The following is a 15,045-nucleotide window of genomic DNA, read 5'->3' as shown; positions in this document are numbered from 1 at the left end:
AAATCAATAAGCACCAACAAAATTTGAAAATAGGGGTGGATGGGCATCAACTAGCATTGTGATTTGCGAGAGTGATTAATCCATAGTCCCGCCCCTATCTAATAAACCGTGTTGCAGAAACTGCTTCTTTGTTAAGACTACTGAATATTACGTCACAGATATATGATGATTGTTTTGCTAGACCTATCTATTATTTCGTTCTTGCTATGGAAACTTGACGACGAAGTTATTTTATAGTACAAAAATACTAATATAAGTTGCCGATCGCACAGGCACAAGTAAATTACACTCCACAACCATACCAGCAGGAGCGCCAAGTTAATGAAGCTATCGAAAATAGACTTAAGCAGTTTAGTAGGGATTGCTCATTCTGACGGATACTTGCAATTATTACTAGATAGAGGTGATGAACTAGAATTTTTAGAAATTCCTGCACCAGTGCAAGCTTATGAAGGGTTGCAACACCTAAATGAGATTGTGGCAGAAACACTCACCTTACCTGTGCTAGAAGAACCGATTGCGATGCTACCAGTCAATTCATCAATGGCGATCGCAGTGGGATATAGTGACAGCGATCGCATCTTACAAGTAGAATTTCAAAACGGTGCAGTTTATCAATATGCGGAAGTAGAGCCAGAAACGTGGGAAGATTTACACGATGCTGACTCTGTTGGTGAGTTTTTCAATCAAGAAATTAAAGGGCGATATTTTTCAGAACGGGTAGACTAGGGGGCAGGTAAAAGATAACAGGTGATGAGGAATTCTCTGTTCCCCAACTTTTTATACTAATAGGACTTACGCATAAAAACGAAAAACCAAGGATTTTGGCGAGGGTGTAGGCGTACAGGGTATAGGGGTGTATGTATCTAAAACCCTCACGCCACACACCCTTACACCCTTGCACCCAATCTTCATAGACAATCTTTGTGCGTAAGTCCTGATTAAGTTGCTGTCAGAAATAGTATCCCGACTCCCCATTTCCCGACTCCCCACTCCCTACTCCCGACTCATAATTACAACTTAACTTGGTTTAAATGACTGCGGGGATTATATGTACGTATAGCCCGAATTTTTTCATAATATTCGCGTTCTTGGGGGCTGAGGTCTTTTGGTGGTGCGATCGCAACTTTCACCAATTGATCACCACGTCCACCTTTGGGTAAAGGCCAGCCTTTGCCCCGTAAACGCAGAGATTGACCAGAACGCACCCCCGCAGGCAATTTCACATTCACATTTCCATCAGGGGTAGGTACATCAATGGAAGCGCCTAAAGTTGCTTCATCTGGTGTAATTGGCACTTCACAAACCAAATTATCGCCTTCAATTTGGAAGAATGAATGAGGTTGCAGTTCCACCTTTAAATATAAATCGCCCCGTTGTTGAGTCATGGGGTTAAATTGACCTTTACCCCGCACCCGCAAACGACTACCGGGTTTAGCACCAGCCGGAATGCGAACATCAAGTGTTTCACTACCCAAATTAAACCGCTTCTGCACACCAGCAAAGGCTTCCAAAAAAGTCAGGTTAATTATGGCTTCCGTATCTTGGGCTGTACCTGCACCAGCATCTTGAAAGCCAAAATCGTTAAAGTTGCCAAAACCGGCACCTGGTCTACCTGTGCTAGTACGGTAAGAGTAACTTTGTCTACCACCAGGCGCACGAGAACCCGCCGCACCACCAAAGCGTCCTAATAACTCATTAATAAACTCATCAAAACTGCCGTATTGGCTGAAGTCGAAACCACCCATATCAACCCCAGCACCGCCACCGGGGAAGCCTTGACCGACTTGTTTCCAATATTGACCAAATTGGTCATATTTTTGGCGCTTATCTGGGTCAGATAAGACTTCATAGGCTTCATTGACTTCTTTAAAATTGGCTTCTGCTTGCTTATTGCCAGGATTTACATCAGGGTGATACTTTCGGGCTAATTTCCGAAAAGCTTGTTTAACTTCCTCTGGACTGGCAGTCTTACTAACTCCCAAAACTGAATAATAATCTTTGAAGTCGGTTGCAGCCATCTACCAGCCTCCTGTAAAAATTTACTTTAAGTTTTTTTGTAAGATGTCAGATTTATATTTTGCTAGGTATAATGCCGAGCAATTAGATTCTGATTTTAAATTAACAAACAAAACACAATTGCAAGTGGGGTTCTTGCTCACTGCGTCAGCGCAATTCCCGTACTTTGGGAAGTGTGGGAGGTGTGGGAGGTGTGTGAGGATGGTGAAGAAATCTTTCCCCCCTCTCTCCCCACACTCCCCACACTCCCCTCTCTTCCCACACTCCCCTCTCTTCCCACACTCCCCACACTCCCCACACCCTTATACCCCACACCCTATTTTAATCAAGTCGTCTAATCCTTCTTCGATGCTGGGTGGAGCGTCTCGGAGTTGGCGGTGCATTCGGAAGATGACTTCTTCGGGAACTTGGCGATCGCGTCTTTTATTGCGAGCCAAACACAGCCATACTGGTGTAGTGAGCCAAATTCCCACCACTTGCGTAAAACCTATGTCACGGCTAAAGGTAATCAAGTCGCGGCGATGGCTTCTTTGAACATTGGTAGCATCAAAAATTGCTGATTGATTAGCCATAGCTGTTTTTTGAAGTTGCTGTTCTAATTCTTGCCAAATCAAAAACCACGGCCCTTGAATAATTTCATCGCCAAACAATTGCCCCCGGATGGCATCTGTAGAAATCAGTTGCATCTGGGGGCATTTAGCTATTAATTGTTTTGCTAAAGTTGACTTGCCGCTACCCGGCAGACCGATGAGTAAGAGGAGTGCTGAGTGCTGAGTGCTGAGTGCTGAGTGTGGAGTGCTGAGTGCTGAGTGCTGAGTGCTGAGTGCTGAGTGAGAAAACAGTGAAAAGTAATAGTTTGTCGTACTCATAATTCAAAGTTTCAAACTCAGCACTTTCAACTCAGATAGCAAGAGGTGGGTTTGAATCCCTCTTTGTATTACCACTACGGTGTACACACAAGTCGAATTACCCCCCTTAATCCCCCCTTATAAAGGGGGGAAATAAGCAAATCTAGTTCCCTTATCCCCTTGGAAAGGAGGGAAATAAGCAAATCTAGTCCCCTTATTCCCTTGGAAAGGAGGGAAATAAGCAAATCTAGTCCCCTCCCCTTTCCAAGGGGAGGGTTAGGGTGGGGTAATTCCATAACTTGTGTGTACAAGGTAGCTTATTACCCTCCTGCCCCCTGCGTTCCTTAAATAATCGTCCCATCGGTAATGACTGCACCTTTGAGGACAACTACAATCCCACTACGGATGTAGAAGCCTTGACTTTCTCGGTCAGCTTCTTGGACGTTATCTTTGTTGATGATTTTAACATCGTGACCAATGCGGGCATTTTTATCAATAATTGCCCGGCGAATGATGGTATCTGTACCAATGCCTACGGGGAGATCACCTTTGTCGATGCTGCATTGACGCTCAACAGAAGCTTGATAAAAGTCTGCGCCCATGAGCAAAGATTCTTCGATGATACAGCCCGATTCAATCCGCGATCGCACTCCTAAAACTGAATGTTGAATACGGCAGTTTTTCAAAATACAGCCTTCACCAATAATTGATTCGGTGACATGGCAATCTAATAATTTGGTTGGTGGTAGATAACGCGGACGAGTGTAAATTGGTGCTTCTTCATCGTAGAAGCTAAAAGGTGGTTGAGGCTGCTGGGTTAAAGCTAAATTGGCATTATAAAATGCTTCAATTGTCCCGATATCTTCCCAGTAATCATCAAATAAATAAGCTTGAATGTTATAGTCTTGGGCTGCATCAGGGATAATTTCTTTGCCAAAGTCAGTCCGTTCGAGTTTTTCCCGCAGCAACTTGATCAAAACATCTTTCTTAAAGACATAAATCCCCATTGAGGCGATATATGGCTGGTCTTCGGCCTGTTCTTTGGTTAATCCCAAAATGGTGGTATCAACCTGCATTTTTGCTAAAGCCTCACCTTTGGGCTTTTCGCTAAAGTCAACCACTCTCCCAGCATCATTGATTTTCATCAAGCCAAAGTCAGAAGCCCGACGGTTATCAATGGGAATTACCGAGAGGGTAATATCAGCATTGGTTTCTCGATGACGCTGGATGAATTGACGATAATCCATCCGGTAAAGGTGATCACCTGAGAGAATCAAAAATTCATCTACATCCCATTCCTCCAACATCCACAAGTACTGTCGCACTGCATCGGCTGTACCTTGGAACCAGTTGGGGTTTTCTGGAGTTTGTTGTGCAGCCAACACTTCCACAAACCCTTCACTGAATCCGCTAAAGTTGTAAGTACGAGCAATGTGACGGTTCAGAGAAGCTGAGTTGAATTGTGTCAGGACGTAGATTTTAAAAATTTCCGAATTAATACAGTTACTCACAGGGATATCAATTAAGCGATATTTCCCCGCTACGGGAACTGCTGGTTTTGCCCGGAGTTTGGTTAAAGGGTAAAGGCGGGTGCCTGCGCCACCACCGAGAATGATTGCTAAAACTTTTTTCACAAAATTTCTCCCGACTGCCTTTCAACTCTCACTTTCAGTTTATGACTGTATGTAGCCTCTGATAAGGGGGGGATCAAAGATTCTCCGGGATGATTTTTAGAAAATAATAACTGAGGACTTACGCAGTCAGACGAGAAATCAAGGGTTTGGGAAGGGTGGCGGGGTATAGGAGAGATTATCTATGAAGATTGGGTGTAGGGGTGTGAGGGTATAGGGGTGTGGGGAGAGAGGGGAGTATGGGGAGAGCGGGGAGTGTGGGGAGAGCGGGGAGTATGGGAAGTGTGGGGAGTATGGGGAGAGCGGGGAGAAATATTTCTTCACCATCCTCCCACACTTCCCACCCCTCCCACACTTCCCACCCCTCCCACACCTCCCACACCTCCCACACCTCCCACCCCTCCCACACCTCCCACACCTCCCACACCTCCCACACCTCCCACCCCTCCCACACTTCCCACCCCTCCCACACCTCCCACACCTCCCACACCCTCTTACCTTTACACCCATTTTTAACAGACAACTTTTGTGTGTAAGTCTTGAATATCTATCTCTGGCTGGCTACAGTCTAAGCAACAACATCGTATTTTATGTACAGCTCATGTAATGCCCTGTAATTTTTTGTAGATCATGAACTCTAGGCGGACAAAAAAATCTCAGTCTTCTAATTCCAACGAACAGCAACAAACATACCAAAATGAATTATTTCCCATTGTCGGGATTGGTGCATCTGCCGGAGGTTTGGAAGCATTTACCCAATTACTCAGCCATTTGCCCAAAAATACAGGGATGGGATTTGTGTTTATTCAACACTTGAGTCCCGACAAAAAAAGTATCTTGGCTGAGATTTTGTCCCAAACCACTGAGATGCCAGTCACACAAGTTGAAAATGGTATGGAGGTGGAACCGAATCATGTTTATGTGATTCCCCCCAATGCGATGATGACCATCTCTGAGGGCAAGTTAAATTTGAGTCCGCGCCAGAAAATTCGCGGACAAGTGATGTCAGTTGATACATTCTTTTTTTCGTTGGCTCAGGAACGGGGTAGTAAAGCTATTGGCGTGGTGTTGTCTGGGGGTGATTCTGATGGCGCACGCGGGTTAGAAGCAATTAAAGAAGCGGGAGGTATTACCTTTGCCCAAAGTGAAACATCGGCTCAGGTGAGTAGTATGCCAAATACGGCTGTGGCTTCTGGTCAGGTAGACTTTGTATTAACACCACAAGCGATCGCTCAAGAGTTAGCTCATCTCAGTCTTCATCCCTACATTCGTCCCTCAAATCCCGCACAATCAATTGAAGTTCGAGCAACTGAAGAAAATGCTTTATCGCAAATCTTTAGTCTGTTAAAGGCTACCACAGGCGTTGATTTTAACTTTTACAAGCAAACCACCCTCAAGCGGCGCATTCTGCGGCGCATGATTTTATACAAACTAGAGAGATTAGAAGATTACACCAATTATCTTCAGGAGCATCCCGCAGAAGTTAAAGCATTGTATTACGATGTCTTGATTACTGTTACTAGTTTTTTCCGTGATCCAGAAGCTTTTGAAGCTTTAAAAACTAAAATATTTCCCCAGATTACCAAAGGGCAAAACCTTAATACCCCAATTCGGATTTGGGTAGTGGGATGTTCCACAGGAGAAGAAGCCTATTCAATTGCAATTTGTTTATTGGAATATTTACAGAATCAAGGCATTGATAAACCGATTCAATTGTTTGCTACTGATATTAATGAAATCGCCATTGAAAAAGCCAGGATCGGGATTTACCAACACAATCAATTAATTGATGTTTCTCCTGAGCGTCTGCAACGTTTTTTCACGCCAGTAGAAGGTGGCTACCAAATCAGCAAACCAGTCAGAGAGGTTTGTGTTTTTGCCAGACAAAACTTGATTAGTGATCCGCCCTTTTCCCATCTGGATTTAATTACCTGTCGCAATGTCTTGATTTATTTGAGTGCGACTATCCAAAAGAAACTGCTGCCACTTTTTCACTATGGTTTGCAACAAACTGGCTTTTTGATGTTAGGTACATCCGAGACAGTGGGCGAATTTAGTAATTTGTTTACTTTGATTGACCGCAAGTACAAAATTTACTCGCGTAAAATGGCTGTGACACGCCTGGGAATTAATTTAATTAGCAGTAACTATCCCAGCGAAACTTTGAATCAGCCACTACCAGTCAGTGAGAGAATCTGGAATGATGTGGAAATCCAGAAAGTGGCTGACCGAATTGTGTTAGATCGGTATGCTCCGGTTGGTGTAATTATTGATAGTGATTTAGAAATTTTGCAGTTTCGTGGGCAAACAAGTCCTTATTTACAACTACCATTAGGTAGACCAAGTTTTAATTTGCTGAGAATTGCTAAAGAAGAATTAAAACTAGAATTACGCACGGCAATTCATCAAGCTAAAAAGCGTGGTGGGACGGTACAAAAAGAAGGTATTCAAGTTAGAGATAACGACCAAATTAAACTGATAAAAATTGAAGTTGCACCTTTTAATGTTCAGGGTAATACAGAGCGTTACTTTTTAGTGATGTTTTCTGAAACTCTCACAAACACCACTTCTTTGTTAGATTCATCTAGCGATAACCGTAAAAGCAAACAAACTCATAAACAAGAAGAGATTAACCAACTGCAACAAGAGTTAGCCACGACTAAAGAATATTTGCAGTCAATTATTGAAGAACAACAAGCTACCAATCAAGATTTAAGGGCAGCTAACGAAGAAATTCTCTCTAGTAACGAAGAGTTGCAAAGCACTAACGAAGAACTAGAAACTGCAAAAGAAGAAATTCAAGCTACGAATGAAGAATTAAACACAATTAATGATGAACTACAACGCCGTAATCTAGAATCCACCCAAGTCAGCAACGATTTACAAAATCTCCTCAGCAGTATTAATATTCCCATCTTGATGTTAGGTGGTGATTTACGCATTCGGCGGTTTACTCCGGTTGCAGAAACTATATTTAACTTAATTCCTCCCGATGTGGGGCGGCCATTCAGTGATATTAATCACAATTTAAATATTCCTGATTTAGAGCAGCAAATTATCGAGGTGATCAACACACTCAATTTTAAAACTCAGGAAGTCCAAGACCAAGAAGGTCATTGGTATGATTTACGTATTCGCCCCTATCGCACTATCGATAACAAAATAGATGGTGCTGTTGTGGTATTGGTTGATATTGATGCTCTCAAACGCAGCGCCAGACAGGTTACAGCTGCTAGAGATTATGCAGAAGCAATTGTCGCCACTGTGCGAGAATCTTTGGTGGTATTAGATACAGATTTGCGGGTAATTACCGCTAATCAGTTTTTCTATGAAAAATTTAATGTATTACCAGCCGAAACCGAACAGCGTTTGATTTATGAAATCGGCGATGGCCAATGGAATATTCCCCAATTGCGATCGCTCCTAGAAAATATTCTGCCACAACAAAGTCAATTTCAAGATTTAGAAGTTGAGCATGACTTTCATCCAATTGGGAAGAAAGTTATGCGGTTAAATGCGCGGAAATTGTCGCACATTCATGATATACCGATGATTTTGTTGGTGATTGAAGATATTACCCAACAAACACAGCTAGAAGCAGAACGAACTCAACTATTAGCCCAAGAACAATCAGCCCGTGAAGCCGCCGAGACCGCCAACCGCGCCAAGGATGAATTTTTGTCAATTCTGTCTCACGAACTGCGAAACCCGTTAAATGCAATGCTGGGGTGGGCAACTTTACTCCGCACTCAGCAACTGAACGAAACCACAGTCAACCAAGGTTTAGCAGCCATTGAAAACAGCGCCCAAACCCAAGCCCATTTGATTAGTGATTTGTTGGATATCTCCCGCATTAGTTCTGGTAGGCTGCAAATGAATGCCCAAGAAATTGAACTAGTGCCAATTATTGAAGCAGCGATCGCGGTGGTACGTCTAGCCGCAGACACCAAAAATATTCAAATTAATCCGAATTTTGCCTCCACCAGCCGACCAATGATAGGAGATCCAGTCCGCTTACAACAGGTACTCTGGAATTTACTCTCAAATGCCATCAAATTTACCCCAGCTAACGGCAGAATTGATATCACCTTAGAGTACACAAATTTACAAGCGCAAATACAAGTCAGTGATACAGGTCAAGGCATCAGTGCTGAATTTTTACCCTACATTTTTGAACGCTTCCGCCAAGCAGATGGCAGCAAAACACGTTCTAATCCAGGTTTAGGGTTAGGGCTGTCGATTGTGCGTCACTTGGTAGAACTCCACGGCGGGACAATAGAAGTCCACAGCCCCGGAGAAGGTCAAGGCGCAACATTCATCGTCAAACTACCTTTACAAGCCAATCAGCCAGAAATTCCTGTACCGATTCCTCCCTTACCATCCGTCACCAGAAACAACCTACCGGAAATCCCAACAGATGACCTTCCCGCCTTAGCAGGTGTGCGGGTACTAATAGTAGACGACGAACCAGACATCCGCCAATTATTTCAAATAATTCTGGAAGAATATGGAATTGAAGTTACAGCCGTCGCCTCTGCTAGTGCTGCTTTATCAACTTTAGTGGCAAATCCTGGCGGTTATGATGTCCTTTTGTCTGACATTGGTTTACCAGAACAAGACGGTTATATGCTGATACGCCAAATCAGAGAACTCAGCCCCGAACTTGGTGGGCAAATTCCCGCCGTCGCCCTCACTGCCTATGCTACTGATGCAGATTATACCGAAGCTTTAGCCGCCGGCTACCAGATGCACCTTGCTAAACCTGTTGAACCTATGCAGTTAGTAGGTGTTGTTGCAGCTTTGAGTGGGAGGGGGTAGGGTAGGGGGCAGGGTGCAGGGGGGCAGGGGGGCAGGGTGCAGGGGGGCAGGGGGACAAGGGGGACAAGGGTGACAAGGGGGACAAGGGGGATAAGGGAAGGGAGTAATCTTTCTACCTTGTCTCCCCCCTCTCCCTTGTCTCCCCCCTCTACCTTGTCTCCCCCCCTCTACCTTGTCTCCCCCCTCTACCTTGTCTACCCCCTCTCCCTTGTCTCCCCCCTCTCCCTTGTCTCCCCCCTCTCCCTTGTCTCCCCCCTCTCCCTTATCTACCCCCTCTACCTTGTCTCCCCCCTCTCAGCACTCAGCACTTCGTTCACTGGATGTTTGACTAGCGATCGCACTGCGGCAATTATGGCATCAGCATCGATTTTGGCGGCGTGGAGTAGTTCTTCTGGGGTTCCTGATGTGGGCATTTCACTCACGGCTAATTTGATCAGTTGTAGTTGTGGCCCTTCATAAGTTGGCATTTCCCCAACGCCAGCGAAAGCATCTAGCACCGCCGCACCTAATCCGCCTTCTAGCCAATGATCTTCGACTACGATTAAGTTACCTTCGGTGTCTTGTGCGGCTTGATGTAGGGTTGGCACATCAATGGGTTTGACTGAGTAAGCATCGATGATGCGGACTGTGATCCCGTCGTTTTTCAGTTGTTCATAAGCTTTAAGGGCTTCGTGTAAGGTAATCCCCGCACCGATGATGGTGGCTTGGTCTTGGTCAGAACTGCGGATAACTTTGCTACCACCAATGGGAAATTCTGCTTCCGCACTGTAAATGACGGGTGTAGCTTCGCGGGTTGTACGTAAGTAAACAATACCTTGGCGATCGCTCATTTGCGCTACTAATTTGGCGGTTTGATTAGCATCACTGGGATACAATACAGTGCTACTCCACACAGCCCGAAACGCTGCTAAATCTTCTAACCCCATTTGGGAAGCGCCATCTTGACCAATAGATACACCAGCATGGGAACCCATTAATTTAATGTTGGCGCGAGACACAGCCGCCATCCTAATAAAATCGTAGGCGCGGGTTAAAAAGGCGGCAAAGGTAGAAGCAAAGGGTTTATATTTTCTGACTTGCAAACCCACCGCCGCCGCAATCATTTGTTGTTCGGCGATGTACATTTCAAAGTAACGTTCGGGAAAAGCTTCGGCAAAGTCTTCGACATACGTGGAATTACTGACCTCAGCATCAAGGGCAACTACATCTGGTTGAGCATTGCCTAACGCTTTTAAAGCATCGCCATAAGCCCGACGTGTGGCTACTTTTGCGCCTTTTGCATAACGAGGCAGTTGCAGGGGTTGGGGTTTACCCGTAGGAACTGGCTGTTGGGTTTCTGGTTGATGAACTTGGATAATCATCTGACGTTCACCGCCTAATTCGGCAATTGCTTGCTGTTCTTGTTCAGGTTTTAAAACTTTGCCATGCCAACCGCCTAAATCTGCCAAACTAGCAACGCCTTGACCTTTCTTGGTGCGGGCGATAATTACGGTCGGGCGATCATTAACGGCGATCGCGGTATTCATGGCATGATCTATTTGGGTAAAATCATGACCATCAATTTCTATGGCTTGCCAACCAAAGGCTTTCGCACGATGAGAGTATGCTTGCGTATTCCAGCCTAATTCCGTTTGCCCCCGTTGACCCAAGCGGTTGACATCAATAATGGCAATTAAATTATCTAAGGTGTAGTGTGCAGCATGGTCAAAGGCTTCCCAAACCGAACCTTCGGCGGTTTCACTATCTCCCAGTAACACCCAGACATGATAGGGAAGTTGGTCGAGATATTTCCCAGCTAACGCTAACCCCACAGAAATCGGTAAGCCTTGCCCCAGAGAACCCGTTGCCACATCGACCCAAGGTAAAATGGGTGTGGGATGACCTTCTAAACGACTACCCAATTTTCGCAGCGATCGCAATTCTTCATCGTTAATCACACCTGCGGCTTTGTACATAGAATAAAGCAATGGTGCAGCGTGACCTTTAGAAAAAATCAGGCGATCGTTATTCGGATTTTCGGGATGTTCAAAATCGTAGTGCAAATATTTAGTCAGTAAAACCGCCATCAAATCCGCCGCCGACATAGATGATGTCGGATGACCAGAACCCGCAATTGTGGTGGCGCGAATGCTATCAACACGCAACTGTTGGGCTAATTCATACCATTGATGCAATTCTTCTTGTGTAGTCATAATTGTTTTCCTAACTTAAAATAATTGCAATTATTTGGATGTTGATAGAAAATTTGGGGTCAGTGATGAGACGAAAATAATTAACCGCCGATGTTTTTTATCAGCAGATACAACCACTATCAATCAATTCACGAATAAGATATGATTGCTATTGTCAAAAATCTCTCTATCTGGGTTTACTTTAGAGAGGAGAATCAAAAAACTCTTCTGACTAAGGGAATAAATAATATTTATATCTAGAAGAAGACTGCAAAAATCACTAGAGTAGTTAGGAGTTATAGCAATCATAAATAAGTCGTGAAAAATATAGATAAGGAAACGAACCGCAAAGGACGCAAAGGACGCAAAGCTAAGAAAGAAGAAAGAGATATAGCAATTTCACAAATGATTTATGACTGCTAGATTATTCAAATCTATATTAAATTATCCTGTTGGATGAATATTGAAATACTAAAAAAATATGGTGTTATAATCACACAGTAAACGTCAAAAAATAATCAGAAATATCTGCGTCCATCCGCGTTCATCTGCGGTTAAATTTATCCCATATTCCTGACTAACAAACTTCTTAAATTACCCATTATTCGCTACAATATAAATATGTCTGAAAATTCTACTACCATAACTACAACACGCCCCACATTCATCTTAGTTGATGGACATTCTTTAGCATTTCGTTCTTATTTTGCTTTCGCCAAAGGACGAGATGGTGGACTGCGAACTAAAACCGGGATACCGACGAGTGTGTGCTTTGGCTTTCTCAAATCTTTGCTGGAAGTGATGACAACACAACAGCCACAAGCAATGGCTGTCGCATTTGATTTGGGTTTACCGACTTTCCGCCACGAAGCTGATGATACATACAAAGCCGACCGTCCGGGGACACCAGAAGACTTTGTTCCTGATTTAAAAAATCTGCATGAATTACTCGAAGGCTTGAACCTGAAGATTTTTACTGCACCTGGTTACGAAGCTGATGATGTATTGGGAACCTTAGCGCAAAAAGCCACGGCGGCTGGTTATAAGGTGAAAATTTTAACAGGCGATCGCGATTTATTTCAACTCATTGACCCAGACAAAGAAATTACCGTTTTAAACTTTAGTCCTGATGCACTCAAACGCGCCACAAATAGCATCACAGAATTTAGTGTAGAACAAGTTAAAGAAAAATTAGGCGTATTACCTACACAAATTGTCGATTATAAAGCTTTGTGTGGTGATAAATCAGATAATATTCCTGGGGTGAAAGGCATAGGTGAAAAAACGGCAGTTCAGCTATTAAATACCTATGGTTCTTTGGAGAATATTTATGCAGCCATAGCGGAAATTAAAGGCGCAACCCAAAAAAAACTTACTGAAGGTCAAGAGGATGCTAAAAAGTCGCAATATTTAGCACAAATAGTCACCGAAGTACCTTTAGAAGTTAACTTAGACAACTGCCAATTAACCGGATTTGACACAAGTAATCTCACTCCTATTTTAGAAAAACTAGAGTTCAATACTTTTTTAAAGAAAATCAACGAAATTCAACAGAAATTTGGTGGTGAAGTTACAGAAACTCCCGCCAATGTAGAAGCATCCAGCATAGATGATGATGGTGATGATTTATCATTTTTCACTGCTGCTGAAACAGCCGCATATCAACAGCAACCAGTTTCAGAAATTCAGCCACGGATAATTAATAGTGAAGCTAAACTGACTGAGTTAGTAAATATATTGCAACAATTTACTGACACTACAAACCCAGTAGCTTGGGACACAGAAACCAGCGATTTAGAACCACGAGATGCAGCTTTAGTCGGAATTGGTTGTTGTTGGGGAACGCAACCAGATGAATCAGCATATATTCCCCTGGCGCATAAAAACGGGGAAAATTTACATCCAGAAACAGCACTTGCAGCACTACGTCCAATTTTAGAAAGTGCTAATTATCCGAAGACATTCCAAAATGGTAAATTTGACCGCTTAGTATTTCGCTGTCAAGGAATTAACTTAGCTGGCATTGTCTTTGACACTATGCTGGCTAGTTATGTTTTAAATCCCGATACTAGCCATAATTTAACTGATTTGGCTTTACGATATTTAGGTTTATCTATTCAAAATTATGCCGAATTAGTTCCTAAAGGTAAAACCATTGCTGACTTAGGTATTTCGGCTGTCGCCAATTATTGTTGTTTCCAAGTTTATGCTACATGGCAATTAGTAGAAAAATTGCGCGAAGAACTAGATAAATTTCCAGCCTTATCAAAATTATTACTAGAAGTAGAACAGCCATTAGAAGCCGTTCTCGCAGAGATGGAATACACAGGTGTCAGCATTGATTCTGCTTATCTGCAAGAACTTTCACAACAGTTAGAAATCGATTTAGCTAAGTTAGAAGCACAAGCAACAGAAATAGCTGGCGAAAAATTTAATTTAGGTTCTCCAAAACAGTTGAGCCAAATATTATTTGAAAAGTTAGGATTAAGTACTAAATATTCTCGTAAAATTCAAACTGGCTATTCTACCGATGCTGCAACTTTAGAAAAGCTATTAGAAGTTGATAACACTGGTTTTGTAGAATCGATAATTGAGTATCGCACATTATCTAAATTAAAATCTACTTATGTAGACGCTTTACCTGCGTTGGTACGTCAAGATACTCAACGTGTGCATACGGATTTTAACCAAGCCGCCACATCAACTGGTAGGTTATCTTCTTCCAACCCAAATTTACAAAATATCCCCATTAGAACTGCTTTTAGTCGGCAAATTCGCAAAGCATTTTTACCAGAAAAAAATTACTTGATGGTTGCTGCTGACTACTCACAAATTGAGTTGAGAATCTTAGCACATTTGAGTCAAGAACCATTGTTAGTGAAAGCATATCAACAAAATGAAGATATTCACACAGTTACAGCACGATTGGTATTTGAAAAAGAAGATGTTTCCGCAGATGAAAGACGAATAGCCAAGACAATTAACTTTGGTGTAATTTATGGTATGGGTTCGCTGAAATTCTCACGTTCTACGGGAATAGATAAGAATGTTGCTAATGAATTTATTAAGCGATTTAACGAACGTTATGCTAAAGTATTTGCATATTTAGAGAGCGTGAAAAAACAAGCGATCGCACAAGGTTATGTTGAAACTATCCTCGGTAGGCGGCGTTATTTTGATTTCCAAACCAACAGCTTACGCAAGTTAAAAAATACTAATCCCGCAGATATTGATTTGAGTAAATTAAAAAATATAGGTGCTTTTGATGCTGGCTTGCTGCGTTCTGCTGCCAACGCACCCATTCAAGGCTCTAGTGCTGATATTATCAAAATTGCAATGGTGAGATTGCATGAAATTTTAAAACAATATCAAGCACGTTTATTATTGCAAGTTCACGACGAATTAGTGTTTGAAGTTCCGCCTCACGAATGGGAAGAATTACAACCACAAATTAAATCAGTGATGGAAGATGCTGTAACTTTAACTGTGCCATTACTGGTAGAAGTTCGCGCCGGGGAAAATTGGATGGAGACGAAGTAAACTTCCCATAAGACTACA

General features: G+C 42.9%; 8 protein-coding genes. 3 read left to right on the top strand and 5 right to left on the bottom strand.

Annotated features, from left to right (window positions below; all coding sequences use genetic code 11):
* Positions 1 to 321 precede the first annotated feature (321 nt).
* Positions 322 to 729 carry a KTSC domain-containing protein gene (locus H6G77_RS07400; protein ID WP_190589371.1) on the top strand — a complete coding sequence of 136 codons (408 nt, stop codon included), beginning with the start codon at positions 322 to 324 and terminating at the stop codon, positions 727 to 729.
* Between the two features lie 284 nt (positions 730 to 1,013).
* On the opposite strand, the gene H6G77_RS07395 is transcribed toward H6G77_RS07400, so the two are convergent.
* The 4 genes from H6G77_RS07395 to H6G77_RS35310 form a co-directional block, all read right to left on the bottom strand.
* A complete protein-coding gene (locus H6G77_RS07395) occupies positions 1,014 to 2,021 on the bottom strand; it encodes a DnaJ C-terminal domain-containing protein (protein WP_190871229.1) in 1,008 nt (335 codons plus the stop codon).
* A gap of 300 nt (positions 2,022 to 2,321) precedes the next feature.
* Positions 2,322 to 2,888 (bottom strand): AAA family ATPase, encoded by a 567-nt coding sequence (locus H6G77_RS07390; protein WP_190871228.1) that lies wholly within the window; start codon positions 2,886 to 2,888, stop codon positions 2,322 to 2,324.
* Positions 2,889 to 3,211: 323 nt separating this feature from the next.
* Positions 3,212 to 4,501, bottom strand: coding sequence for a glucose-1-phosphate adenylyltransferase (locus H6G77_RS07385; protein WP_190589374.1), 1,290 nt, complete (start codon positions 4,499 to 4,501; stop codon positions 3,212 to 3,214).
* A 317-nt stretch (positions 4,502 to 4,818) separates the two neighbouring features.
* A complete protein-coding gene (locus H6G77_RS35310; protein WP_199331413.1) occupies positions 4,819 to 4,986 on the bottom strand; it encodes a hypothetical protein in 168 nt (55 codons plus the stop codon).
* A gap of 142 nt (positions 4,987 to 5,128) precedes the next feature.
* Between H6G77_RS35310 and H6G77_RS07375 the strand changes: the two genes are divergently transcribed.
* Positions 5,129 to 9,316, top strand: a complete 4,188-nt coding sequence (locus tag H6G77_RS07375; protein WP_190871227.1) for a chemotaxis protein CheB — start codon at positions 5,129 to 5,131, stop codon at positions 9,314 to 9,316.
* A 275-nt stretch (positions 9,317 to 9,591) separates the two neighbouring features.
* Here the strand turns inward: H6G77_RS07375 and H6G77_RS07370 are convergent, their stop codons facing one another.
* Complete coding sequence (locus H6G77_RS07370) at positions 9,592 to 11,508, bottom strand: transketolase (protein WP_190871226.1); 1,917 nt, start codon at positions 11,506 to 11,508, stop codon at positions 9,592 to 9,594.
* Between the two features lie 600 nt (positions 11,509 to 12,108).
* On the opposite strand from H6G77_RS07370, the gene polA reads away from it, so the two are divergent.
* Positions 12,109 to 15,027 carry a DNA polymerase I gene (gene polA / locus H6G77_RS07365; RefSeq protein WP_190871225.1) on the top strand — a complete coding sequence of 973 codons (2,919 nt, stop codon included), beginning with the start codon at positions 12,109 to 12,111 and terminating at the stop codon, positions 15,025 to 15,027.
* Positions 15,028 to 15,045: the final 18 nt, after the last annotated feature.

This window comes from Aulosira sp. FACHB-615, from assembly GCF_014698045.1.
In the GTDB taxonomy this organism is placed as follows: domain Bacteria; phylum Cyanobacteriota; class Cyanobacteriia; order Cyanobacteriales; family Nostocaceae; genus Nostoc_B.
Note: the sequence above shows the minus strand (reverse complement) of the source record. Positions and strands in the feature narration are given on the sequence as shown.

Coding starts and splice junctions, on each gene's coding strand:
- polA (WP_190871225.1), top strand. CDS start 12,109: ATGTCTGAAAATTCTACTACCATAACTACAACACGCCCCACATTCATC.
- H6G77_RS07400 (WP_190589371.1), top strand. CDS start 322: ATGAAGCTATCGAAAATAGACTTAAGCAGTTTAGTAGGGATTGCTCAT.
- H6G77_RS07375 (WP_190871227.1), top strand. CDS start 5,129: ATGAACTCTAGGCGGACAAAAAAATCTCAGTCTTCTAATTCCAACGAA.
- H6G77_RS07395 (WP_190871229.1), bottom strand. CDS start 2,021: ATGGCTGCAACCGACTTCAAAGATTATTATTCAGTTTTGGGAGTTAGT.
- H6G77_RS07370 (WP_190871226.1), bottom strand. CDS start 11,508: ATGACTACACAAGAAGAATTGCATCAATGGTATGAATTAGCCCAACAG.
- H6G77_RS07390 (WP_190871228.1), bottom strand. CDS start 2,888: ATGAGTACGACAAACTATTACTTTTCACTGTTTTCTCACTCAGCACTC.